This is a genomic window from Bacillus cereus group sp. BfR-BA-01381, from assembly GCF_022663555.1.
GTDB classification, from domain to species: domain Bacteria; phylum Bacillota; class Bacilli; order Bacillales; family Bacillaceae_G; genus Bacillus_A; species Bacillus_A pacificus.
In genome coordinates this window covers 1-22,081 of sequence record NZ_JAKUFR010000081.1, presented here as the reverse complement: position 1 = coordinate 22,081, position 22,081 = coordinate 1, and the positions used below count along the sequence as shown (strand labels likewise).

Here is a 22,081-nt window from a genome sequence, read left to right as displayed (position 1 = left end):
TGCTTGAGTTTCAGCTACTTCACGAGCTTTAGTTGTTGCCACGGCTTTAGCTGTATCTTGAACTGTAGTTGTTTTTTCAGCTTTAACTACTGGTTGAACTTTAACTGGAGCTTTACCTGTTAAGTAAGGAACGTGAACATAAGCTGTTTTTCCGTTATATTCAAATTGGATCCAACCATTTTCAACTTGGTGTGTTGTTTCGATTACGTCATCTTGTTTCAATTTACCAAGAATTTCTGAGTCTGTGTTTGCACCAGCACGTACGTTTAATATGTTAGCTGTTACGTAGTAAGTGTCTTTTGTGTAGTCAGCGCTAATGAAAGCCTCTTTACCACTATTTAATTTCACTTTTGACCATCCGTTTTCTGTATGTAAAACGTTAACTTTATATCCATCTAATAATTTTCCTACAACTTTTGATTCAGTAGTTGGGTTTTCTCGTACATTTAGTACATCAGTCGTTACGATTGTTTCTGCTTTAGCAGATGTTGTGAAAATCCCAAGACCAAAAACCGCTGCTGTTGCTATACCCATAAATTTTTTCATAATAGCCTCCATTGCATTTGTTTTCGTTGACCTCATTATAGCAACCATTATTTTCTTATTTGCGAAAAACATAAAATTACAAAGCTTTCGTAACGGCTCATTAATATTCTGTAATAATTCCAGTAATATCCTGAAAGCGATTTCTTATAGTTTTTAGGGGAGGTTTGAGCATGCGATACATAAAATAAAGAGTATTTCAATTTCTAATAGATTAATATTGTTTCTGTATTGTTACATAATTGTTTCGTAAACATTACAAAAACGGCGCATTTTGTTGTTGGAGCAGGTAACTAGTTATGTAAAAATAACTATTTCAGTTGTGGAGAAATAGAAATAAGGTGAAATTTAATAAAAAATCGCTATAATTGTTACAAAATAAGTCGAGGTATGGAAAAAATTACGCCTTGATTTTGGTTTATCACATAGTATTTTTGCAATAATAGGATTCTATAATAGCTTTAGTAGGTTGAAATAATTAAAAGTGTTGATAACGTGAAATATATATAATAGAAGAAACACGATTTAATAGATAAAGTGAAACTTTAATCAGTGGGGGTTTTCTTCATCCCCCACTGATTATTAGTTGAACCAATCGGACTTTTATGGGCAGCCCGACCCCCACCTAACTTCTTTGCTTTCACTGAATTTTGAGGTGGGGGTCTTACTGTCCATTAAAGCGGGATAAATAAAAAACGCAGGAGTGTAAACTCCTACGTTTTTGTTTATTCATATCGTAAACATTCAATTGGATCCAGTTTGGCAGCTTTGTTAGCTGGTAGTAAACCGAATAGTATACCGATTAACATAGATAGGGCAACGGAGATAAGTCCTAGTTTTAGTGAAACGACAAGTGGCCATCCTGCAAACATTGCGACAATCCATGCGAAGAAGATTCCAAGCATAAATCCGACAAAGCCACCTAGTGCTGTTAAAATACAAGCTTCGATTAAGAATTGCATTAATACTTTACCACGTGTTGCACCTAATGCTTTACGAATACCAATTTCACGTGTACGCTCTGTTACAGATACTAGCATAATGTTCATTACACCAATACCACCTACAAGTAAGGAAATAGCAGCAATACCACCGAATACGCTTTTTAATATACCTGTGAAGCTATCGATTTCTTTTAAGAATTCTTGTGGATCTGGTACTTCAAATTTACCTGAATGCTCTGGTTTTTTTGCTTCATTTAATGATTTTACAACTGCTTCTTGAACAGTTTCCTTATCTTGACCAGGAGCAATTTTCACAGTTACAGAGTCGTAGTTGTTTTTCCCGAATAGTACAGGCCAGTTTTCTGCTGAAATGACACCTTCTTTAAATGTCATGCCACCCATCATAGCCTTTACTGAATATACGCCAACTATTTTGTATGGTGTACCTTTTATATCTACATATAAGTTTGGTTCCCATGAAGAATATAATTTATCAAAAGCATCTGTATTTAATACAATTGTATGTTCAGGTCTGTCTAAATCAGCTGCTGTTAAAAATCTGCCGTGCTCAAGTTTGAATTTAGATGTATCTTCAAAATAATCACCTTTTGCACCGGTAATATCAAGATCTAATTCTTTTTTTCCTGCATATACTTTTTCTTTTCCTCTTACATCTGGATAAACATCTTGCACACCAGAAATTTTGGATATACTTTCATACATGCTTGAGGAAATTTTGCCGTCCATATCTGAGTAATCTTCTGTCTTATAATTTACAGAAAACTGATCTTTTTTTTCATTCCCGATTTGTTCGCGGAACTTTGCATTTGTTCCATCCCCAATCGAGATAATGGTAATGATGGCACTAACCCCAATAATAATACCTAACATCGTTAAAATAGAACGCATTTTATGAGCAAAGATAGAGGAAAGGGCCATGCGTATATTTTCACTCGTATTCAAAATTAACCTCTCCAATCTTGGACGATATTTCCGTCACGAATTACAATTTGACGTGCTGCAGCTTCCCCGATTTCACGGTCATGGGTAATCATAATGATTGTTGAGCCTTGTTTATTTAATTCGTAAAAGAGGTCCATAATTTGTGTACTTGTTTTCGTATCAAGTGCTCCCGTCGGTTCATCGGCTAAAATGAATTTTGGGTTATTTACGATTGCACGTGCAACAGCGACACGCTGCTTTTGTCCACCTGATAATTCGTTCGGTAAGTGAGTAGCGCGATCAGCTAAACCGACTTTTGTTAAAGCAGCTAATGAGCGCTCGCGTCTTTCTTTTTTATCGACTCCAGCGTAAATAAGAGGTAGTTCTACATTTTGAAGCGCTGTAAGTCTCGGTAATAACATGAAGTTTTGGAATACGAATCCGATCTCTTTATTACGTACGTGTGCAAGTTCTGTTTCAGACATGTTTGAAATATTTTGACCGGCTAGTTCGTACGTACCTGTCGTCGGTTTATCTAAGCAACCGATAATGTTCATTAATGTTGATTTACCAGAACCAGAAGGTCCCATAATTGAAGTGAATTCTCCTTGGTTCAATGTTACGTCAATTCCGTGTAATATTTGAACGGACTCTGCACCATTTTGGAAGGATTTCGTGATGCCTTTTAAGTTAATCACTGGGCGACAACCTCCATACCATCTTTTAAGTCTTTTTCCGGTTTAGAGATAATTTCCTCTCCTTTTTTCACTCCAGAAACTTTTGCTTCGCTATCTGTTTCGAATTCAACAGTAACTGCTTGTTCTTTCGCTTTACCGTCTTTTACAACGAAGACAACATTTTTGTCACCTTTTTTCACGATGCTGCTTTTTGGAACAATTGTACCAGTTGCTTCGCCAGATTTACTCATTACATATACATGGAAGCCATTTTGTAATTCGTCACTATTATCTAATGTGACAGTGAATTGATAGTTCGAAACAGTTTTATTTTCATCCATGCTCTTTAATGGTGTAGAACCGATTTCTGTTACTTTTCCTGTCCAAGTCTTACCAGCGACAGTTTTTGATGAAACAGTTACTTCTTGCCCAACTTTCATACTAGCAAGCTCATATTCAGAAAGTTGACCTTTTACCTTAAATTGACCAGCGTGACGAAGAGTAACTCCGCTCATACCTGTTTTTTCGTCAGCAGTTTTTACGATATCATCAATTACGCCATCGGCAGGGCTCGTTACAGAAAGTGTGTTTACTTTCTCTTTTGCTGCTTTAATCATCTCATCAGCTTTTTCAACTTCAAATTTCTTCATTTCAAGTTGTGATTCTAATTGCTGTATTTCAATTTCTGATGCTTTTAATGCTTCAGCAGGAAGGCCTGCATTTTTATCTTTTTGTAATTTTTGTTTCGCAGCATCAATTTGCTTTTGGAACAATGTTACTTCTTTTTGTGCGATTTTCTTTTGCATTTCTGCTTCTGTTACACCTTGTTTCGCAGTCGGATCATTGTATTTAAAAAGGAGTTGCCCTTTTTTCACTTCATCACCTTTTTTTACAGCTAATTCATATGTTCCTTTTGTTGGATCGAATGAAATAGTTTCAATTCCATTTGGAATAACTTCGCCACCAAATTTTTGCGCGTTTTGGATTTGTTTTTCGGTTACTTTATATCCGCTATATGCCATTGCTACATCCGAACCGCCCCCAGCAAATGCAAAGTATGATCCAGCTGCAATTCCAATTGCTACTACACTAGTAATTAACACTTTATTTTTCTTTTTCATCTATTTATCACCTTTTCGTTCGTTTTAGTATCTACATTAAGTATAGAAGAGGAGAAGAATCTGACAAATCGTTTTAGCTTACAATAACCTTACAGTTTTGTAAGGTATGAATATGTAAATGTAAGGTAGAGGTTGTCCTAGTGTAAGCAAATGAATTGACTCGTCGTTTCTTTCTTACAATAATATTGTATGGAGGAAAGGAGGAAGGAAGATGGAAGCTTATTTTAGTGCGCATCCATTAAAACCGTTTATTCCCTACTCAAGGCAACATGCCATTATATTATTTATTATGTTGGTGGGAATCGTTTTTTTATATCAATACCAAGATGTATTACGTCAAAATGAGTGGAATATAACGATTCGATATGCGATTGCATTTTTATTTATAGGGAGTGAAATTGGACTTCATATGTGGGAGTGGAAAGCAGGGATTTTTGAGCTAGCCACTTCATTACCGTTTGAGTTATGTACAATTAGTTTGTTGTTAGCGTCGATTATGATTATAACGAAAAGTTATCGCATATATGAGATTGTATTTTTCACAGGAATTATTGGTGCATCACAAGCCATTTTAACGCCAAACTTGCAGTATGCTTTTCCGCATTTTCGGTTCATTGAATATTTTATCGCGCATATATTGCTCATTTGGGCGCCACTCTTTATGACTTGGGTCGAAGGATATCGTCCGACAGTACAATCTATTAAACGCACAATGATATTTTTAAACATATTGATTCCGATTGTTTCGTTTGTAAATTACAAAACAGGTGGTAATTATATGTTTTTAGCTCATAAGCCAGAAATAGCTTCATTACTTGATATGTTAGGACCACATCCTTACTATATTATTTCATTAGAACTCGCAGCGCTTATTGGATGTTTTATTTTATATATGCCATTTGCGAAAAGAGAAAAACAGTTACACAAAGAATCGTTAGGGTCATAACCTAGCGATTTTTCATATATTAAATATTTACAATTCAGAAAATTAAGAATAAAATTAAGGGGTAAATTATAGAGAGAGAAGGGCGAAAATGGTCAAAAAAGTATTTTTGAATGGGATGGAAGTGACGATTCAATTTCTTATTTCGATTTTGGGTATTATTTGTTTAGGGACATTGCCGAAACTATTTTATGGATTTGAGCTGCATGCATCACAATACATAAAGAGTTTACAAGAAGTGTTTGTGAATTTAATGGACATCTCCAATTTTAAATATGTGGGAGATAAATTTTTATTTCCGCAGCTGTTCGTCCATTATAAAGAAACGATTATTATTTTGTTAGCTGCTTTTTTTATTTCATTATTTGTAGCATTTTGTATTGTTTATGTCATTATGAGTAGTTCACCGCGTATACAACATCGAATTAAATCATTTCTTATCTTGCTAGAATCCATTCCAGATATCCTTCTTATTTTAGTATCACAAATTTTAGTTGTATGGTTTTTTAAACAAACAGGTTTTTTACCTTTTCAAATTGCTTCAATTGGAGGCGAGTCGATTAGGGGGTTGCCAATATTGTGTTTGAGCATCCCGACTACGATTATGTTTGTAAAAATGGTCGTGCTTCGTTTTGAAAACGAACTAGAAAAAGATTATGTACTATTTGCTAAGGCGAAAGGGCTGGGGCGCTTTCATATTTTAAATCGTCATATTTTACGAAATGTGTTGCTTAGTACATTATTCTTTGCGAAAACGAATATCTTTTTTATGTTATCTAATTTATATATTATAGAATGGATTTTTAATACAGGTGGTATTTTTATGTTTTTGAAATCGTATTTTGGTATTAGCGTTGAGGTTTTCATCGTTAGTGTGCTTCTTATATATATTCCGATTTTTATTTTGTTTAAATTGTTTCATTATCTCATTCCAGCTGCGATGAAGGAGAGACTATAATATGTGGACGTATATAAAACGCGATAAAAGATTTTGGATAAGCATTGGGTTTCTTCTCATACTAGTTCTTTTGAGCATCGGAAATACGATATGGAATGATGGACATATTAGACAAGTTACATTGCAATATGATGCGGATGAAAATCCACAAGTGCCACCGTTTTCACCTTCATTACAATTTTTACTCGGGACAGACCGGAAAGGGTACGACCTGTTACATTTAGTCATTGAAGGCGCAAAGTGGACGATTGGTATATCTATTTTAATTGCGGCACTTAGAATGGTAATAGGTGTGTTTTTCGGTGTCGTCCTCGGAACGTACATAAAAAGAGGATTTTCAAAAATTGAGGCTTTCTTTGATAGTTTTACAGTTATTCCGACAGTTATGATTGCGTATTTTTTTCTTCAATCTGCAAGTACATTTGGAAGTGGGGAGGAAACAACAACCTTTTTTGAAAGGGCTTCGTTTCAAGTTGTCTTACTTGTAATGCTTGTAATGCCAGTTATTGCACTGTATGTTGCGAAGGAAGTTCGTAAATTGCGAACGGAGGAATTTGTTGATGCCGCACGCATATTAGGTGGATCGAGAAGACATATTGTTATAAAGCATCTTTTCCCGCATCTTTATATGACGTTTATACTTGTATTTTTTCAGCAGTTTACGCAGACTCTTACTATTTTACTGCACTTAGGGTTACTAGAAATATTCTTTGGCGGAACGGTTAAGTTTTTAGGACCGATAGAAGAAATAGAATCTTACACACATGAATGGTCAGGGCTAATTGGAGTCTATTTTAGATCATTAACAGTGAATCCGTGGATCCCTCTCGTTCCGATTACATTTTTTGGACTTACTATTTTTTCAGGAAATATGATTGTAAAAAGTATCGAAGAGGCGATGATGAAAGTAAGGTTAGGAGGAGAGCTAAAGAAGGATGTTGTAGAAGAGGAACAATCTGCTGTGCAGTCAAAAGAAGAGCTGTTTACATTTAAACATACGATGTGAAAATAAAAAGAAGCAAGCATGTATTTCATGCTTGCTTCTTTTCTTTATTTTGTAGAAACTTCACCTTCAGCTTCTGATTGGGGAAGATAGTAACCGATTATACCACCGATGATTGCTGGAATAATCCAGCCAATTCCTAAGTTATAAAAAGGAATGGTGTGTACGATATTCGCGATAAAACTTGGTATCATTCCCACATTATCAAGTGCGTGAATACAGCTAATAAGGAATGCTGCGATCATTGCTCCGATGTAGACAGAAGGTTTACGTTTCGTATATTTATCAATAAATGATACGAAAATTAAAATGATTGTAATTGGATATAAAATAATTAATACAGGTAATGTAATTTTGATTAATAAACTTAAACCTAAGTTTGAAATCACGAAGCTAAAGATACAAACGTATAGTACAAGCTTTTTGTAAGAAACATTTGTAAGTACTGTTGCGAAATAGTTTGCAAATGCACTTACAACACCAATTGCTGTCGTTAAACAAGCGAAGATAATGGCGATACTTAATAAAACATTACCGCTTGTCCCAAAGAAGTGATACATAACAGTAGCTAATAGTTGACCACCGTTTTCGAATTGCCCTAAGTTTCCGTTTGAAGCTCCGATATAACCGAGTAAGAAGTAAACAATTGTTAAGAATAGAGCAGCGATGCTTCCGCAAATGATTGTATATTTTGCGATAGATTTCTTCTCTTGTATACCGTTTTGACGAATTGCATTTACAACGATTGTTGATAGTACGAGAGCACCGATTGCATCTAACGTTAAAAATCCTTCAAGAAATCCTTTGAAAAATGGAATTTCTTTATAGTCACCAACAGGTTCTGCAAACGTTCCTGGTGAAAGAATTGCTTTTGTTGCCATAATTGCAATAATTCCAAGTAAAATTGGCGTTAATATTTTTCCGATATGATCTACTAATTTTGATGGATTTAATGATAAGAAGTAGACGACTGTAAAGAAAATCGCACTAAAAACTAACATAGAGTACCATTGGTCTGGGAAAAGTGGTGCAATCCCAATTTCGTAAGATACAGATCCAGTTCGTGGAATAACAAATAGTGGGCCGATTGAAAGATAAATAATGATAGCGAATATTGCTGCGAATTTTGGATGAACACGGCTTGCTAACGTGTTAAAACTACCACCGGCAAGGGCAACAGCAACGATAGCTAGTAAAGATAAACCGACGTCTGTAATAATAAATCCTGTAATGGAGATCCACATGTTCTCTCCAGAAGAAAGTCCAAGGAGTGGTGGGAAAATCATATTACCAGCACCGAAGAAAACTGCGAATAGTAATAAACTAATCGAAAGTATTTGCGCTGGTTTTAAAGTTGTACGCATATAAAGAAAATCCTCCTACTGAGTGTTTTTGTCGAAAATTCAAACAATTTGTCGAGTAACTGTTATTATTTTAAAGGTCTGATGACTAGAAAGCAATAGGGAATTTTGAAAAAATTAAAAAATAATGCATTAAATCGAATAAATATACTATTTATATGTTTAATAGGAAGGATTTAACTTATAACGTAAAAAAACACATATCCCTAGGATACGTGTTTTAAAAAAATATTTTTTTATCACGTTCTTCTTTTAAAATTTCAACCGCTTCTCTGAAACGTTGTGAATGGACGATTTCTCGTTCACGTAAGAAGCGTAGGCTGTCATTTATATCTGGATCGTCTGATAAGTTAATAAGCCATTGATATGTTGCGCGTGCTTTTTCTTCAGCCGCAATATCCTCATATAGATCGGCAATTGGATCACCTTTAGCTTGTATATAGGTTGCAGTAAATGGAACACCAGCAGCGTTATGGTAGTGAAGTGCACTATCATGATCAGCGTAATGAGGGTCAAGACCAGCAGCTTTCATTTGTTCAGGAGTTGCATCTTTCGTCAGCTTATAAACCATTGTAGCAATCATTTCAAGGTGAGCAAATTCTTCTGTACCAATATCGGTAAGGAGACCAATGACTTTATCAGGAATTGTATAACGTTGATTTAAGTAACGGAGTGCAGCAGCTAATTCTCCATCTGCACCGCCATATTGCTCAATTAATAATTTTGCAAGTGCTGGATTACAAGTTCCTACTTTAACTGGGTATTGTAATTTTTTTTCATAAATCCACATAGTTTCTCTCCTTTATATTTGCCATGGCCAAGGACCTTTGCTCCATTCCCAAGGGGCATTAGAATAGCTGTTTCCAAACTGTTGGAGTGGCCCGTATTTTTCTTCCATCTTTTGTTTTAATACTCTTCGTTTATAGGAAAAGTCATTAAATTGATTAATAGCAGCAGTGTCATCTGGATGTGTATCTAAATAAAGAGTGAGTTCGACTAGTACAAAGTCTAGTTCTTGAAGCTCCAGTAACAGCTGATAATATTCTTCTGGTAGCGATTGAGTCACGTCAGTAGTCACCGCCCTTTTTTATAAGGATTTTCATAATAGTCATAAAAAACAGGCCATAAAGTTCCTTTTTGGAGTGCTTCTTTTGGCGTGAATTGCGGTAAGTTTGGCGGTTGAAAGCCTAAAAATAAATTAGGAGGAGTAGAATAATATTTTTTTCCGATAGGAGGACAAGGATCGAGAGGACTATGATAGGGCACAAATGATCTCATATATTTATTCACGAATAAACCTCCTTACATGTTCATTACTACGTATTGTATTCAGACATAATGAGCATTTATGACACATATAAAAAAGTAATAGGTACGGGGGGAATGAATGTGGAGACTGTGAAACAATTCATTGTATTGGAAGTGAAAAACTTAAAGGAAACGTTGTATTTTTACGAAGGGATTTTAGGAATTAAACCTAGTTTAGAAAGACCGCAATTAGATATAACAGGGGTTTGGTATGATTCTGATTCAAAGAGAATTAGTTTTGTCATGAATCGCGTGTTAGGTGGACGGGAAAAAAGTGTTACAGATTCATGTGAGGATTTAACGTTTACGATTTCTAACATAGAGAAATTGAAAAAGAAGCTAGCGTTTTATGAAATTTTATATACAGAAAATGAATGTGCGAGGAGTATTGTAGTACAAGACCCAGATGGATATAAACTTCAAGTAGTAGAGAAGGGTGAATAAACGGAGGGGATTTAGTGGAGAGAAATTATGAAGAAAGTGCATTGTTTGAGCATCAATTTTGGCTAAAGGTACTTACTGATCATGCGCAGTTTTTACTTGATGCGTTAGCGCCGAAGGAAACAGAGGATATAAAGAAAGCTACTTACTTTGTTGAAACATTTACGAATCTGTTAAATAAAGTTCGGAATGTAAATCTGATGGCATTCTCAAAAGAGGCTGAACAAGCAGCTAAGGAAATACGAATGTTTAAATTAAATATTATACAGAAACAGTTGGAAGGAAAAATTACAATTCATTTTACGCCAACTTTTATCAATCATATGGTAAATGAAGTAGAGGAGTATATAACGGTTTTAGAGTTTTTAAAGAAAGGGGAAGTTCCGCCTGTTTTTCATGAACTGCACTATCATCTCGTTTGGTTAACGGATGCGGCTGGTCATGCGGGTTCTATTTCTGGTGGGCTAGATCTTGTTGAAAAAAGATTAAAAGAGAAAAGTGAAGAATTTACGAAGCATTTTGAACAATTTTACTTAAAGGCGGTTGAGATGACTGGATATTTACGAACGGAGCTTCATCATTTTCCAGCATTAAAGAAGTTTACAAAAGATGTTTCACTTGAATTGAAATTATTTTCACATTTTTTACATGAAGTTGAAGAATTGGAGTTATCAAATGAAGTATTAAGTACATTATCAGCTAGAATGGCAGACCATATGGCAAGAGAGGAATGTTATTACTTATTAAAATTGGCTCAATCGTCTGGACTTGAAATGCCAAAATGTAATCCGCTTTAAAGAAAAAGAGGTCAATTTTATTTGGCCTCTTTTTCTGTTTTATTGTCTCTTTTTATTTTTGCTTGTTCAATACTTGCCTGTAATGTCTCCATAATATTGATGATGTTTGGAGCAGGAGAGATTGTTTCCGTTTTTTCCTGTTGTTCAATTTTATTTTCGATTAATTCGGTAAGAGCTTCTTTATACTCATCTGTATACATTTCTTGTTCAAAAGGATTTGTAAGATGATGGATTAAATTCATTGCTGCGGTGAGTTCTTGTTTTTGAATCGGATAATTTTCGTTACTTGGTAAGTTAGGTGTATTTGTTATATCGCGAATTTCATTAGGGTAGTGAATAGTTTGCAACATAAGTCCATCTTCAAAGTTACGGATAATAGCTAAATGTTGTTTTTTTCTAATAGCAATATGAATAAGCCCAAGTTTATTTGTACGTTCAAGAGCTTCTTTTAATAACAAATATGATTTTTCATGTCCTGGGGTAGGGCCTATAAAATAAGAGCGGTCATAAAGAACAGAATCGATTTCGTCATTTTGGACAAAAGATATAATACGAATGGATCGTGGTTCGTGAGCTTTTTGCAACGCAGCTAATTCTTTTTCATCCATAATAATGTATTTATGAGGTGCATATTCATAGGCTTTTACAATATCTTTATCATCAATGTCTTCATCCGTACAATCAGGAGCGAATTTTTTATATTTAATAGGTGTTAAGCATTCTTTATGGAGACTTAAAAATTTTATATCGTTTTCTTCTACGGCGCTATATAGTTTAATTCCTATATTTAATAGTCCAAGTGAAAGCGCACCTTTCCATACTGTATGCAAATGAAGCCTCTCCTTTCATTCAAAAATGATTATGTATATTATGAGATAGTAAGAAATTTCCTATACGTTTTTTGTTTTTTACGGAAGGGCTTGGGATATAAAATATATTGACAAGCCCTCCAAAATATTTTAATGTGATTGTATAAAATTGTGTATATAAAGGGGAGTAACTTATTACAGTAAAGTCGTCATTACAGGGAGAAACCCTCGGCTTTATTGGCAACGTTTCGTTGTTAGTGAGACCTTTACCAGCAATGGTAAAGGCCCCTTATTGTCTTTTTTAGGACCCTTACCATATTTGGTAGGGGCCTTTTTGTATACAAAGAGAGGAGAAATAAAAATGAAAAAACTGATTAGTAGATTAAGAGTTGTATTTCATGTTCGCCGATTTGTTCCATTCCTATTTGACTTTTTTACTTCAAAAGAGGTTTCAATAAAGAAGAAAATCTTATCCATTGCTTTTTTAGTTGGTTATGTAGCGATGCCGCTTGATTTAATTCCAGACTTCTTACCGTTCATCGGTATTTTAGATGATATTGGGATTGTGTTATTTATTTTGAACCGAATTGTAAAAATGGCCCCAGTTCAATTACAAGAAAAGCATAACGTAAATGTAGGATAGGAGTTAAAATATGGAGCAAATTATTTTAGATATAATCGAGTTTTTAAAGCAGTTTTCTTATTTTGGAGTTGTATTGGCTTTAACGTTTGAATTTATTCCAGCAGAAGTCGTTTTGCCTATGGTTGGATATTGGGTGTACGAGGGTGATATGAATTTTTGGCTAGCTGTATTAGCTGGAACGCTTGGCGGAACGACAGGACCGTTAACATTATATGCACTCGGTTATTACGGTGGTCGTCCTCTATTAATAAAGTACGGGAAATACTTCTTTATTAAAGAAGAACAAATTCAAAAAGCAGATGATTTCTTTGAGAAATATGGACCAGTTGTAGCATTTGTTGGACGCTTTGTACCGGGAGTTCGAACGCTTATTTCTGTTCCTTGTGGTATGGCGAAAATGAACATATGGAAATTTAGTATTTATACATTTGTAGCAATGTTCCCGCTAACGACTTTATATGTCTATTTTGGAATGAAATTAGGTCCGCATTGGGAAAAGGCTGCGGATGTTGTTGGACAATATATGCTACCTATATTAGGAGGCGTTATTCTTATCGTGGCTAGTATCTTTGTCTATAAATATATGAAAAAAAGAAACAAAACGGAATCTATCTAGTCATATGAATATTTTTTGAAAATAGATGAATAGTACAGGCAAAAGACTCTAAAGGACATACACATATAGGGAATAAAAAAGAGAGAGGGGAAACAACTATGTCTTGTGAGTGCTCAGGGGCAGCGTTAACTTGCTGTCCAGATAAAAATTATGTGCAAGATAAAGTGTGTAGTCCGTGGTCAGGAACCGTAGTAGCGACTGCTATTACGAATGTGCTGTATAACAATAATATTAATCAAAATGTAATTGGAACAGGATTTGTTCGATATGATGTAGGACCAGCAGCAATAACATTAACAGTTCTTGACTCAGCTGGTAATACACTTGATACTCAAACATTAAATCCAGGAACTAGTATTGCTTTTACGTATCGTCGTTTTGAAACAATTGAGGTAACTTTACCAGCCGCAACAGCTGGAACATATCAAGGTGAATTTTGTATCACGACGCGTTATCCACTTTCATAGAAGAATAGGAGAGGGCTAAAATGGGGAATTCTAGTTTATCTTGTTGCTCCAATAATACGCTTGTACAAGATCAAGTATGTATAGATTGGTCCGCTACTGGTGCGGTAACGGAAACGGTGTATACGAATAATATTACGCAAGATTTATACGCATCAGGTTATGTGAAATATGATGTAGGTACAGCTCCAATTACGGTGAATTTTTTAGTAGGAGCGACAGTGGTGAATACAATTACTGTACAACCACAAAGTAGCGGATCCTTTACAGTAAGGTACTTTACTACAATTCAAATCGTAACGACAGGAACGGGAGTAAGCCAAGGACAATTATGTTTAACGGTACGTTATCCAATTTCATAAGAAAAAGCATACCAAAATGGTATGCTTTTTCTTATAGTTTGTAAGTTGAGGTCATAAATCATTTTAAAAGCAAAATGAGAATTGACAACAATATTTTCCTTCTATATACCGAATTGGATTATTTGGGAGATTAATAATTGCCACAGATTGTAATGATTGACCTGTATATGACATTGTGTTGCCAGGATAGACAGTGAAAGTATTTGTCACCTGTCCAATAATTTGAACCGTAACCGCTTCAGTACTACTAGTGCTATTATACACAGAAATATTACCCGATATTTTAAGTACACCATCTCCTTCCCATAAGATTAATGTAGAACCTTCAGAAGGCGGTGGAATTTCTTTTGTTATAAAAAAATTACCAGCGAATTCATTGTTGACTAATTCACAAGATGGTGGGTCAGGGGGAGTAGGTGGATCATAGGGAGGGCAAATGATAGATAAAGGGGCATAACAGCCGATATTTTTTTTACAAGCCATTAATAGCTCCTCCCTTCATAGTTTCTTTTTATTACTATTAAATGTGGCAAAACGATAGTTGTGTTAATAAAGGGGCAAAAAATTTCAGGAAAGTTTGTTTAATAGGCGTCCAACTCATAATCATGAATAAGAGTCTGTTAGACAAAAGATGGTTGTATAAGATAATACAAATAATGTTGGATGTTACAGTAAATTGACTGTATATTTACAAAAATTAAATAAATTTTATTTGTAATTTATATGAAGTTAATATGTGTTCAGTACAATAATCATTGTAATTAATTGATTATATGAGGAGGATTCATGTGGAAAGAACAGCTTTACGAAAAGTAAAAGGACTTATTGGATTATTAATGGTTTTTGTATTAGCGTTCGTATCATTTCCGTGGAGTACATCAGTTAAAGCGGAAGAGAAAAAGCAAGAAAAGGCACCGAGTGAGAAGAAGATAGTTTTTCCAGTTGTAAGTGATGTACATATTAAGAATAGTGGAACGGATGATACGTTTCGCTGGAAACGAGCAATCGAGCAACTGAATACACTTGCACCTAAACAAGATGCGTTTGTAATTGTGGGAGATTTTACTGATTCAGGATCGGTACAACAATACGATCGTTTCATGCAAGTGTATAATGAAAATGCAAATAAAGATGCCGTGCGAATGAATTCTCTTGGTAACCATGATTATTGGAACGGTTTATCTGTAGAGGGCGCACAGAAGCGTTTCTTAGAAAAAACAGGAATGGAATCGATTTACTATCACAAAGTGGTGAAAGGTTACCATTTCCTTGTTATGTCTCCGGAAGATGGGACAACTCATGGATATTATTCAGACAAGCAAATTAATTGGTTAAAAGAAGAAATGGCAAAGGCACAAAAAGATGATCCAGAAAAACCAATTTTCGTATTTTTACACCAACATATTAAAGATACAGTATATGGTAGCCAAGAGTGGGGAACAAAAGATAGTGCAAAAATTAACGAGGTGTTGAAAGCATATCCACAGGTTATTACGTTTTCAGGTCATTCACATTATCCGTTAGATGATCCAAGATCGATTCATCAAAAAGACTTTACATCAGTTGGTACATCTTCAGTAAGTTATATGGAAGTTGAAGGTGGTAAAGTACAAGGGAATATCCCACTAGGAGCTAGTACATTAAGCCAAGGGTTATTAGTAGAAGTAGACGATAAAGAGGTAACGATTAATCGCCGTGATTTCCATACAAATTCTTGGACAGGCGAGCCTTGGAAAATTAAATTACCAGCAAAGAAAGAAACATTTACACATGTAGAAGATCGTGATAAAGAAAAGCCTTACTTTGTAAAGGATGCAAAGCTTGCGGTATCAAATGTAACAGAAAATGCAGCAACAGTAACATTCCCACAAGCGCTGGATAACCTTCTTGTTCATTCTTATCGCGTACAAGCTAGAGATAAGCAAACGGGAGAAATAAAGAACAAATTGTTGGCATTCTCAGAGTTTTATCGTGATCCAGTGCCGAAAGAGCTCACATTTACACTGGCAGGGTTAGATGGTGGGAAAACATATACACTTGAAGTAGTTGCGATTGATTCATTTGGCAATGAAAGTGTACAACCATTAACGGCGGAAATTACTACGAAAAAAGATAATATTGACCCGAATGTGAAAGTACCAAAGGCTGATGTTTTCGATGTAAACTTTGCAGATGGTACATTTAAAGACAATTCACCATTTGGTACAAAAGGTGATGTGAAGGGCAATGTGACTATTGAATATGATAAAGCATTGAAAAAGAATGTTATGAAGCTAAACGGAAAAGCAAACACATTTGGATACCTTCCATTTTCAGCAGCACAAAAAGAGAAAGTTGTAAATACGTTTACGTTAGAAACAGTATTTTCAATGAATGAAATTCGCGGACAAGGTATTTTGCAAAATACAGAGAGTGGCGGAATCGGTTTTGAATCTACAGGAAGTGGCTATGTTGAATTATGGGCTCACATTGGTGGCAGTTATAAACGTGTTGGTGTTCAATTAGAAGCAAACAAAACATATCACTTAACAGGAACGTATAACGGAAGTGAAGTAGCTATTTATGTAGATGGTAAAAAAGTAAATAGCCAACCGGCTACAGGAAAAGTGTATCATCCAAATGTACCATTTGCACTTGGAGCGGATCCTGATAGCAATGGAAATGGTGGTATTCCGTTAAATGGACAAATCGCGCTTGCGAAATTATATAGTAAAGCGTTAAGTTCTTCAGAAGTATTAGCAGCTTACAATGAGTTTTCTAACCGTACGAAGTTAGAGCAAGTAAATGCGTTATTTGAAGAACTTGGAAAAGTAAAAGAAGTGTTAGCTGGTACGTATGAGTTTGGGGATAAGCCAGGTCAATATTCAAAGGAAGCATTTCAAGAATTAGAGAAAAGCTATAATAATGCAAAACAAGTGTTTGAAAATGTAGCGAGTACGGGAGAACAAATTGTTCAAGCGTATAATGAATTAAAAACTGCAAATCAAACATTTATACAATCTAAAGTAGTAGAACAACCGAAAACATTGAAAGAAAAATTACAAATGAATATTGAATCTGCAAAAGCAGTAGTGAAAAAAGCGCAAGCTGCAAATGTAACGGACGGTTCAGTGAAATCATTGAGTCAAAAAATTACAGTGGCAGAATCTGTGTTAAAAGATGCGAAAGTAAAGGATGCACAGGTAGAAACGATGAATCGTACATTAGAGTATGCGATTTCACTCGTTGAACAAAGCATAAACAAATAAGAGAGAAGAGAAAGAAGCTTATCATGATAGGCTTCTTTTTTGTTATACTAAAAGTAGCATAGAATGAAGGAGCGAATAATTTGGAAGAGAAAAAGTTAAAAAGAATTCTTGAATATGTATGGATCGCGGTTGTGCTCCTTGTAGGATATTATTTCTTAAAAGAAAAAAGTATATGGGTTTTATTTTTAATGACGTTTTTATTAGCGGGTTTAGGCACGTTATTTATTAATTTCTTCTTTGATAGTTTAAATGCATGGAAGAAGAAAAAGAAGGGAACGAAGTAAAGGAGGGAATATATGCAAAAGTGGAAGCTCATATATCAGGTGATTATTTTCTTAGTGCTTGTAGGTATTGGAATTATTAAATACGCAACGCTAATAGGGAATTGGGCATCGTTTACAGCTTGCATCGGCATATTTTTCATTTTACAATCGTTAACGAAAAAATATAATAGCACAGAAAGATAGCTCGCCGTTTTATTGGCGAGCTATTTTGTTATGCTTTTTTCTGTTCATCGTTTGCTTTTTCAGTAGCTAAATGACTATGTTTTCTAGAGTAGAAGAAATAGAAGCATAAACCGACTATAAGCCAAGCTATAAAGCTAATCCATGTCGTTTTAGATAAATTAGCCATTAAATATAAACAGCAAAGAATAGCGACAACTGGTAATACAGGTATGAAAGGTGTACGGAATCCGCGTTTCAAGTCAGGGTGTGTTTTTCGTAAAATAAGTACTGCACAGCAAACGAATGTGAAGGCTGTTAATGTACCGATATTTACTAAATTCGCTAATACGTGCAGATCTAAAAGTCCTGCTAATAAAGCGGCAACAACACCAGTAATCCACGTATTTAATAAAGGGATTTTCACTCTTTTATTTACACGTGCTAACGCTTTTGGAAGTAGGCCATCGCGACTCATCGCATATGAAACGCGAACTTGTCCATACATAACGACTAAGAGAACGGTTGTCATTCCAGTCATCGCTCCAACAGCGAGTAGTCCTGCAATCGTATCTTCACCAACGAAATGCAAGGCAAACGCAACTGGATCAGAAACATCTAATTGTGTATACGGAACCATACCTGTTAAAACGAAAGATACAATCATGTATAAAACAGTACAAATAAGAAGGGAACCGATAATGCCAATTGGTAAATCACGCTGTGGTTTTTTCGTTTCTTCCGCAGCGGTTGCGATTGCATCAAAGCCTAAGAAGGCGAAGAATACAGTAGCAGCTCCAGTAATAATACCGTCGTATCCGAATGGGATGAACGGTGTCCAATTTTCAGGTTTTACATATTTTGCACCTGCTACGATAAAGGCGATAATAACTGCTAACTTGATCAGAACCATAATATTATTAATGCGTGCGCTTTCACGTATACCAAAACTTAAAAGACCAGTAATGATGAGTAAAATACAAACAGCTGGTAAATCAATGAGACCACCTTTTCCTACGCCAGGTGCCGAGGCGATTATGGCGGGCAGATGGATGTTAAATCCTTGTAGTAAAGACTGTAAATAACCAGACCAACCGACAGCTACTGCTGCGACTGCCAGTAAATATTCGAGCATTAAACACCATCCGACGATGAAGGCGACGACTTCCCCGACTGTCATGTATGCGTAAGTATACACACTTCCTGAGACAGGAATAGAAGAAGCAAATTCGGCATAACAAAAGGCTACACAAGCACAAGTAAATGCAGCAATAAGAAATGATAACATAATACCAGGACCAGAATGTTTCGCTGCAACAATACCTGTTAATACAAAAATCCCTGTGCCAATTACGGCGCCAATTCCTAAAAACGTTAAATCAAGTGCGGTTAATGTTCTTTGTAGTTGTCGTGGTGATTCAGTAGTAATCGCCTTTTTTCGTAATAATGATTTCACTTTGGACTCTCCCCCCGTTTTTCATTTCCATAACTGCGAATGTAGTATGAGCCCACTAGAAAAGAGTATGTAAGGAAATCGAGGTACAGTTATGGTGCGTAGTTTTTAAAATTGCTGGATTAATCTTAATATAATTCAGAATATTTTGTCAAATAAAAATATGACAAATAAAATGCGGATGAATAGGAGAAACTACTTGCAGGGATGGACGAGGGTTAACGACCCACTGATTAAAGTTAAAGTAGGAGAAGATGCTATGTTATTTTATTTTGAACTTGTCGTCATTTTACTTTGTACGAAATTAGCTGGTGATATTAGCGTAAGGCTTGGCCAGCCTTCTGTACTTGGTAAATTAATTATCGGTATTATTATCGGTCCAGCTGTACTTGGTATTATAAATAGTTCTGAACTGATTGATGAGCTGAGTGAGATTGGTGTTTTACTCCTTATGTTTATGGCTGGACTTGAAACAGATTTAGAAGAACTAAATCGGAATTTGAAATCATCATTTGCAGTAGCAGCTGGTGGAATTATTTTTCCTTTCATCGGTGGTTATGTAACAGGATTGCTGTTTGGACTAATACAATCTCATGCAATTTTTTTAGGGTTATTACTTTGCGCAACGTCAGTTAGTATTACAGTGCAAACGCTAAGAGATTTAGGAAAAATGAATACGAGAGAAAGTACAACGATTTTAGGTGCTGCCGTATTTGACGATGTGATCGTCGTTATTTTATTAGCGTTTGTTATGAGTTTTTTAGGAACGCAAGATGTGAATATAACACTTGTTATCGTAAAGAAAATTATTTTCTTCGTCAGCATCGTTTTTATCGCATGGAAAGTTGTTCCGTGGATTATGAAAATGCTTGTACCACTTCGTGTAACAGAAGCTCTAATTAGTGCAGCTCTTATTATTTGTTTCTCTTTTTCGTATTATAGTGAAATGATGGGGATTGCAGGTATTATTGGCGCATTTGCAGCCGGAATTGCCATTTCTCAAACAGAGTATAAGCACGAAGTAGAACATAAAATTGAACCGATTGCGTATGCGATATTTGTGCCAGTGTTCTTCGTAAGTATTGGAATGGAAATTACATTTCAAGGTATTGGAAGCCAGCTCTGGTTCATTCTCATTATGACGCTTATTGCGATTTTCACAAAGTTAATTGGATCAGGTTTAGGAGCAAGGCTAACAGGATTCAACCTTCAATCTTCTATTAGTATCGGAGCTGGGATGGTATCACGTGGTGAAGTAGCGCTTATCATCGCAGCGAATGGACTTACGGCAAATTTATTAGCGAAAGAAAATTTCACAGCGATTGTTATTGTTGTTATATTAACGACGATTATTACGCCGCCGCTTTTGAAGAAGTATTTCGTATAGTGAGGAAGGGCTTATCTGACGTGGATAAGCTCTTTTTTTATCCCATTAAAGTCCGATTGGTGAGAGCTGATAATCAGTGGGGGATGAAGAAAACCCCCACTGATTAAAGTTTCACTTTATTGGAAAAAGCAATAGTCATATAGCGTGAATGGGTTGTAATTATGGTAAAATCTACGTATATGATAAGTCGAGGGGAGAAAATGTGTGAAGATTACGAAGGAGAAGGTTATCGGTGTAATCGTACTTATTGCCGTATGTATACCATTTACTGCATGGAAAGAATCAAAAGTGAAAGATTTTCCGGTTTCTATTTTCTCGGAAGAAGCAGATGGTGAGTACGACCAGAAGCTGAAATATACTGCTTTTTTACCTGATATTGCGATTTGGATGAAAGGTTGGGAAAAGAAGTGGACAGAAGGGGAAAGAACTGTTTATCAAAAAGGGAATCGCATTGTAAATGTGTTTCATCCTCCTGGCGATAATGGTTTTTACCTTCTTGAAGCAAGAGAAAATAAGTAAACGCAACCGTAAGAAGTGGAGGTTAAATAGTGAAAGCTTCAACGTTACTATTTAAAATTGAAAGTAATATGGATCAATTTTCACCAGCTGAAAAGAAGGTTGCCATGTACATAACGGAGAATGCAGAGATTGTTCCGAACTTAACGACGAAAGAAGTGTCAACGAATGCAGGCGCAAGTGAGGCGAGTGTTGTTCGCTTTTGTAAGTCGATTGGAATCGGAAGTTTTAAAGCATTTAAAATCGCGCTCGTTCGCGAATTAACGATTGCTGATTATAATATTAACGATTTTTCAGTGATGAATACGGAAGATGGACCGTACGACTTGTTTAATAAAGTTACGTATGTGAATAAAGCTGCAATTGAGGCGAGCGTGACGGCGATAGATAAAAAAGAACTTGAAAAAGCTGCAGATCGTATTGTAAATGCCGATAAAATTATCTTTTACGGAGTAGGCGGATCAGCTACTCCGGCGATGGACGGAGCTTATAAATTTACAAGGCTCGGATTTACAGCGATGATGCTATCTGATTTTCATATGATGTTGCCACTTGTGACGAATTTAAAAGAAGGCGATATATTTGTGGCAATTTCAACATCTGGTCGTACGAAAGATGTACTTGAAATGGCGCAATATGCGAAGAGACAAGGTGCAACAGTTATTGCGATTACGAAGCTTGATCAATCATCACCGTTATATAAAGAGGCAGACATTCGTCTTTGTATGCCAGATGTAGAACAAGATCATCGTATTGCAAGTATTGCTTCAAGAATGACGCAATTGAACATGATAGATGCTCTATATGTGATTACCTTTAATCGTATTGGTAATAAAGTGCTGGATCAATTTATGGAAACAAGAGAAGAAGCTTTGCGATTACGGAAGCTAAAATGAGAAGATGGGGAAACCCATCTTTTTTTGCATACGGACGGACATAAATTCGTCATGAAAAGAAATTAAATTTCATAAAATAATAAAGTAATATTGATTTTAAATTTCTTAAAGTTATAATTAAAGTATGAAATTAAATTTCAAAGTAGGTGGGAATATGTTAGAAAATTTATCGACAGAACACCGTAATGAAAAGACGATGAATTTAG

26 protein-coding genes are annotated in these 22,081 nt (G+C 35.5%); 15 read left to right on the top strand and 11 right to left on the bottom strand.

What is annotated here, in order from left to right:
- From MR079_RS22305 to MR079_RS22290, 4 genes are all read right to left on the bottom strand, one after another.
- A partial coding sequence (locus tag MR079_RS22305; protein ID WP_242294642.1) for an SH3 domain-containing protein occupies positions 1 to 669 on the bottom strand: 669 nt, incomplete at its 3' end.
- Positions 670 to 1,268: 599 nt separating this feature from the next.
- Entirely contained in the window at positions 1,269 to 2,426 is a 1,158-nt protein-coding gene (locus MR079_RS22300) for an ABC transporter permease (RefSeq protein WP_406846495.1), read from the bottom strand.
- A gap of 26 nt (positions 2,427 to 2,452) precedes the next feature.
- Positions 2,453 to 3,127: an ABC transporter ATP-binding protein gene (locus MR079_RS22295; protein WP_000609100.1), complete on the bottom strand. Its 675-nt coding sequence runs from the start codon at positions 3,125 to 3,127 to the stop codon at positions 2,453 to 2,455.
- Positions 3,124 to 4,227: an efflux RND transporter periplasmic adaptor subunit gene (locus tag MR079_RS22290; RefSeq protein ID WP_242294640.1), complete on the bottom strand. Its 1,104-nt coding sequence runs from the start codon at positions 4,225 to 4,227 to the stop codon at positions 3,124 to 3,126. The genes MR079_RS22295 and MR079_RS22290 overlap by 4 nt, the downstream gene beginning before the upstream one ends.
- A 211-nt stretch (positions 4,228 to 4,438) precedes the next feature.
- Here MR079_RS22290 and MR079_RS22285 point away from each other — a divergent pair, with 211 nt between their 5' ends.
- From MR079_RS22285 to MR079_RS22275, 3 genes are all read left to right on the top strand, one after another.
- Positions 4,439 to 5,173: a YwaF family protein gene (locus MR079_RS22285; protein ID WP_242294639.1), complete on the top strand. Its 735-nt coding sequence runs from the start codon at positions 4,439 to 4,441 to the stop codon at positions 5,171 to 5,173.
- 88 nt (positions 5,174 to 5,261) lie between these two features.
- On the top strand, positions 5,262 to 6,128 hold the full coding sequence (locus MR079_RS22280; protein WP_242294638.1) for an ABC transporter permease subunit: 867 nt from the start codon (positions 5,262 to 5,264) through the stop codon (positions 6,126 to 6,128).
- A 1-nt stretch (position 6,129) separates the two neighbouring features.
- The gene (locus tag MR079_RS22275; protein ID WP_242294637.1) at positions 6,130 to 7,134 is read left to right on the top strand and encodes an ABC transporter permease; all 1,005 of its coding nucleotides are present in this window, start codon (positions 6,130 to 6,132) and stop codon (positions 7,132 to 7,134) included.
- A gap of 44 nt (positions 7,135 to 7,178) precedes the next feature.
- Here the strand turns inward: MR079_RS22275 and brnQ2 are convergent, their stop codons facing one another.
- The 4 genes from brnQ2 to MR079_RS22255 all read right to left on the bottom strand — a co-directional run bounded on the left by brnQ2 (position 7,179) and on the right by MR079_RS22255 (position 9,782).
- The gene (gene brnQ2, locus MR079_RS22270) at positions 7,179 to 8,495 is read right to left on the bottom strand and encodes a branched-chain amino acid transport system II carrier protein BrnQ2 (protein ID WP_242294636.1); all 1,317 of its coding nucleotides are present in this window, start codon (positions 8,493 to 8,495) and stop codon (positions 7,179 to 7,181) included.
- 217 nt (positions 8,496 to 8,712) lie between these two features.
- Entirely contained in the window at positions 8,713 to 9,282 is a 570-nt protein-coding gene (cotJC, locus tag MR079_RS22265; RefSeq protein WP_000265273.1) for a spore coat protein CotJC, read from the bottom strand.
- Positions 9,283 to 9,294: 12 nt separating this feature from the next.
- Positions 9,295 to 9,558 carry a spore coat protein CotJB gene (locus MR079_RS22260; protein WP_000194492.1) on the bottom strand — a complete coding sequence of 88 codons (264 nt, stop codon included), beginning with the start codon at positions 9,556 to 9,558 and terminating at the stop codon, positions 9,295 to 9,297.
- Between the two features lie 8 nt (positions 9,559 to 9,566).
- Positions 9,567 to 9,782: a spore coat associated protein CotJA gene (locus MR079_RS22255; RefSeq protein ID WP_001046257.1), complete on the bottom strand. Its 216-nt coding sequence runs from the start codon at positions 9,780 to 9,782 to the stop codon at positions 9,567 to 9,569.
- Positions 9,783 to 9,815: 33 nt separating this feature from the next.
- On the opposite strand from MR079_RS22255, the gene MR079_RS22250 reads away from it, so the two are divergent.
- Both MR079_RS22250 and MR079_RS22245 read left to right on the top strand, forming a co-directional pair.
- A complete protein-coding gene (locus MR079_RS22250) occupies positions 9,816 to 10,244 on the top strand; it encodes a VOC family protein (RefSeq protein WP_116733372.1) in 429 nt (142 codons plus the stop codon).
- Between the two features lie 14 nt (positions 10,245 to 10,258).
- On the top strand, positions 10,259 to 11,038 hold the full coding sequence (locus MR079_RS22245) for a DUF2935 domain-containing protein (protein WP_000440981.1): 780 nt from the start codon (positions 10,259 to 10,261) through the stop codon (positions 11,036 to 11,038).
- Between the two features lie 17 nt (positions 11,039 to 11,055).
- Here MR079_RS22245 and ku read toward each other — a convergent pair whose 3' ends face one another.
- Complete coding sequence (gene ku, locus MR079_RS22240) at positions 11,056 to 11,868, bottom strand: non-homologous end joining protein Ku (protein ID WP_000557725.1); 813 nt, start codon at positions 11,866 to 11,868, stop codon at positions 11,056 to 11,058.
- A 340-nt stretch (positions 11,869 to 12,208) separates the two neighbouring features.
- Here ku and MR079_RS22235 point away from each other — a divergent pair, with 340 nt between their 5' ends.
- The 4 genes from MR079_RS22235 to MR079_RS22220 all read left to right on the top strand — a co-directional run bounded on the left by MR079_RS22235 (position 12,209) and on the right by MR079_RS22220 (position 13,932).
- Positions 12,209 to 12,490 (top strand): YkvA family protein, encoded by a 282-nt coding sequence (locus MR079_RS22235; RefSeq protein ID WP_000733844.1) that lies wholly within the window; start codon positions 12,209 to 12,211, stop codon positions 12,488 to 12,490.
- A gap of 10 nt (positions 12,491 to 12,500) precedes the next feature.
- Positions 12,501 to 13,106 carry a DedA family protein gene (locus MR079_RS22230; RefSeq protein WP_000435017.1) on the top strand — a complete coding sequence of 202 codons (606 nt, stop codon included), beginning with the start codon at positions 12,501 to 12,503 and terminating at the stop codon, positions 13,104 to 13,106.
- 98 nt (positions 13,107 to 13,204) lie between these two features.
- Positions 13,205 to 13,573: a DUF3992 domain-containing protein gene (locus MR079_RS22225; RefSeq protein WP_001277532.1), complete on the top strand. Its 369-nt coding sequence runs from the start codon at positions 13,205 to 13,207 to the stop codon at positions 13,571 to 13,573.
- Positions 13,574 to 13,593: 20 nt separating this feature from the next.
- Positions 13,594 to 13,932: a DUF3992 domain-containing protein gene (locus MR079_RS22220; RefSeq protein ID WP_000528442.1), complete on the top strand. Its 339-nt coding sequence runs from the start codon at positions 13,594 to 13,596 to the stop codon at positions 13,930 to 13,932.
- A gap of 63 nt (positions 13,933 to 13,995) precedes the next feature.
- On the opposite strand, the gene MR079_RS22215 is transcribed toward MR079_RS22220, so the two are convergent.
- The gene (locus MR079_RS22215; RefSeq protein WP_016716547.1) at positions 13,996 to 14,415 is read right to left on the bottom strand and encodes an S-Ena type endospore appendage; all 420 of its coding nucleotides are present in this window, start codon (positions 14,413 to 14,415) and stop codon (positions 13,996 to 13,998) included.
- 305 nt (positions 14,416 to 14,720) lie between these two features.
- On the opposite strand from MR079_RS22215, the gene MR079_RS22210 reads away from it, so the two are divergent.
- The 3 genes from MR079_RS22210 (at position 14,721) to MR079_RS22200 (ending at position 17,647) form a co-directional block, all read left to right on the top strand.
- Positions 14,721 to 17,180: a LamG-like jellyroll fold domain-containing protein gene (locus MR079_RS22210; RefSeq protein WP_242294635.1), complete on the top strand. Its 2,460-nt coding sequence runs from the start codon at positions 14,721 to 14,723 to the stop codon at positions 17,178 to 17,180.
- A gap of 80 nt (positions 17,181 to 17,260) precedes the next feature.
- Positions 17,261 to 17,464: a hypothetical protein gene (locus tag MR079_RS22205; protein WP_000391504.1), complete on the top strand. Its 204-nt coding sequence runs from the start codon at positions 17,261 to 17,263 to the stop codon at positions 17,462 to 17,464.
- A 12-nt stretch (positions 17,465 to 17,476) separates the two neighbouring features.
- The gene (locus tag MR079_RS22200; RefSeq protein ID WP_001174849.1) at positions 17,477 to 17,647 is read left to right on the top strand and encodes a hypothetical protein; all 171 of its coding nucleotides are present in this window, start codon (positions 17,477 to 17,479) and stop codon (positions 17,645 to 17,647) included.
- 28 nt (positions 17,648 to 17,675) lie between these two features.
- Here MR079_RS22200 and MR079_RS22195 read toward each other — a convergent pair whose 3' ends face one another.
- Positions 17,676 to 19,079 carry a branched-chain amino acid transporter BcaP gene (locus tag MR079_RS22195; RefSeq protein WP_139868975.1) on the bottom strand — a complete coding sequence of 468 codons (1,404 nt, stop codon included), beginning with the start codon at positions 19,077 to 19,079 and terminating at the stop codon, positions 17,676 to 17,678.
- Positions 19,080 to 19,239: 160 nt separating this feature from the next.
- Between MR079_RS22195 and MR079_RS22190 the strand changes: the two genes are divergently transcribed.
- The 3 genes from MR079_RS22190 to MR079_RS22180 all read left to right on the top strand — a co-directional run bounded on the left by MR079_RS22190 (position 19,240) and on the right by MR079_RS22180 (position 21,875).
- The gene (locus MR079_RS22190; protein WP_396022965.1) at positions 19,240 to 20,463 is read left to right on the top strand and encodes a cation:proton antiporter; all 1,224 of its coding nucleotides are present in this window, start codon (positions 19,240 to 19,242) and stop codon (positions 20,461 to 20,463) included.
- Positions 20,464 to 20,667: 204 nt separating this feature from the next.
- Positions 20,668 to 20,982 carry an outer surface protein gene (locus MR079_RS22185; protein WP_139868974.1) on the top strand — a complete coding sequence of 105 codons (315 nt, stop codon included), beginning with the start codon at positions 20,668 to 20,670 and terminating at the stop codon, positions 20,980 to 20,982.
- Positions 20,983 to 21,011: 29 nt separating this feature from the next.
- Positions 21,012 to 21,875 (top strand): MurR/RpiR family transcriptional regulator, encoded by an 864-nt coding sequence (locus tag MR079_RS22180; RefSeq protein WP_000648180.1) that lies wholly within the window; start codon positions 21,012 to 21,014, stop codon positions 21,873 to 21,875.
- Positions 21,876 to 22,081 lie beyond the last annotated feature (206 nt).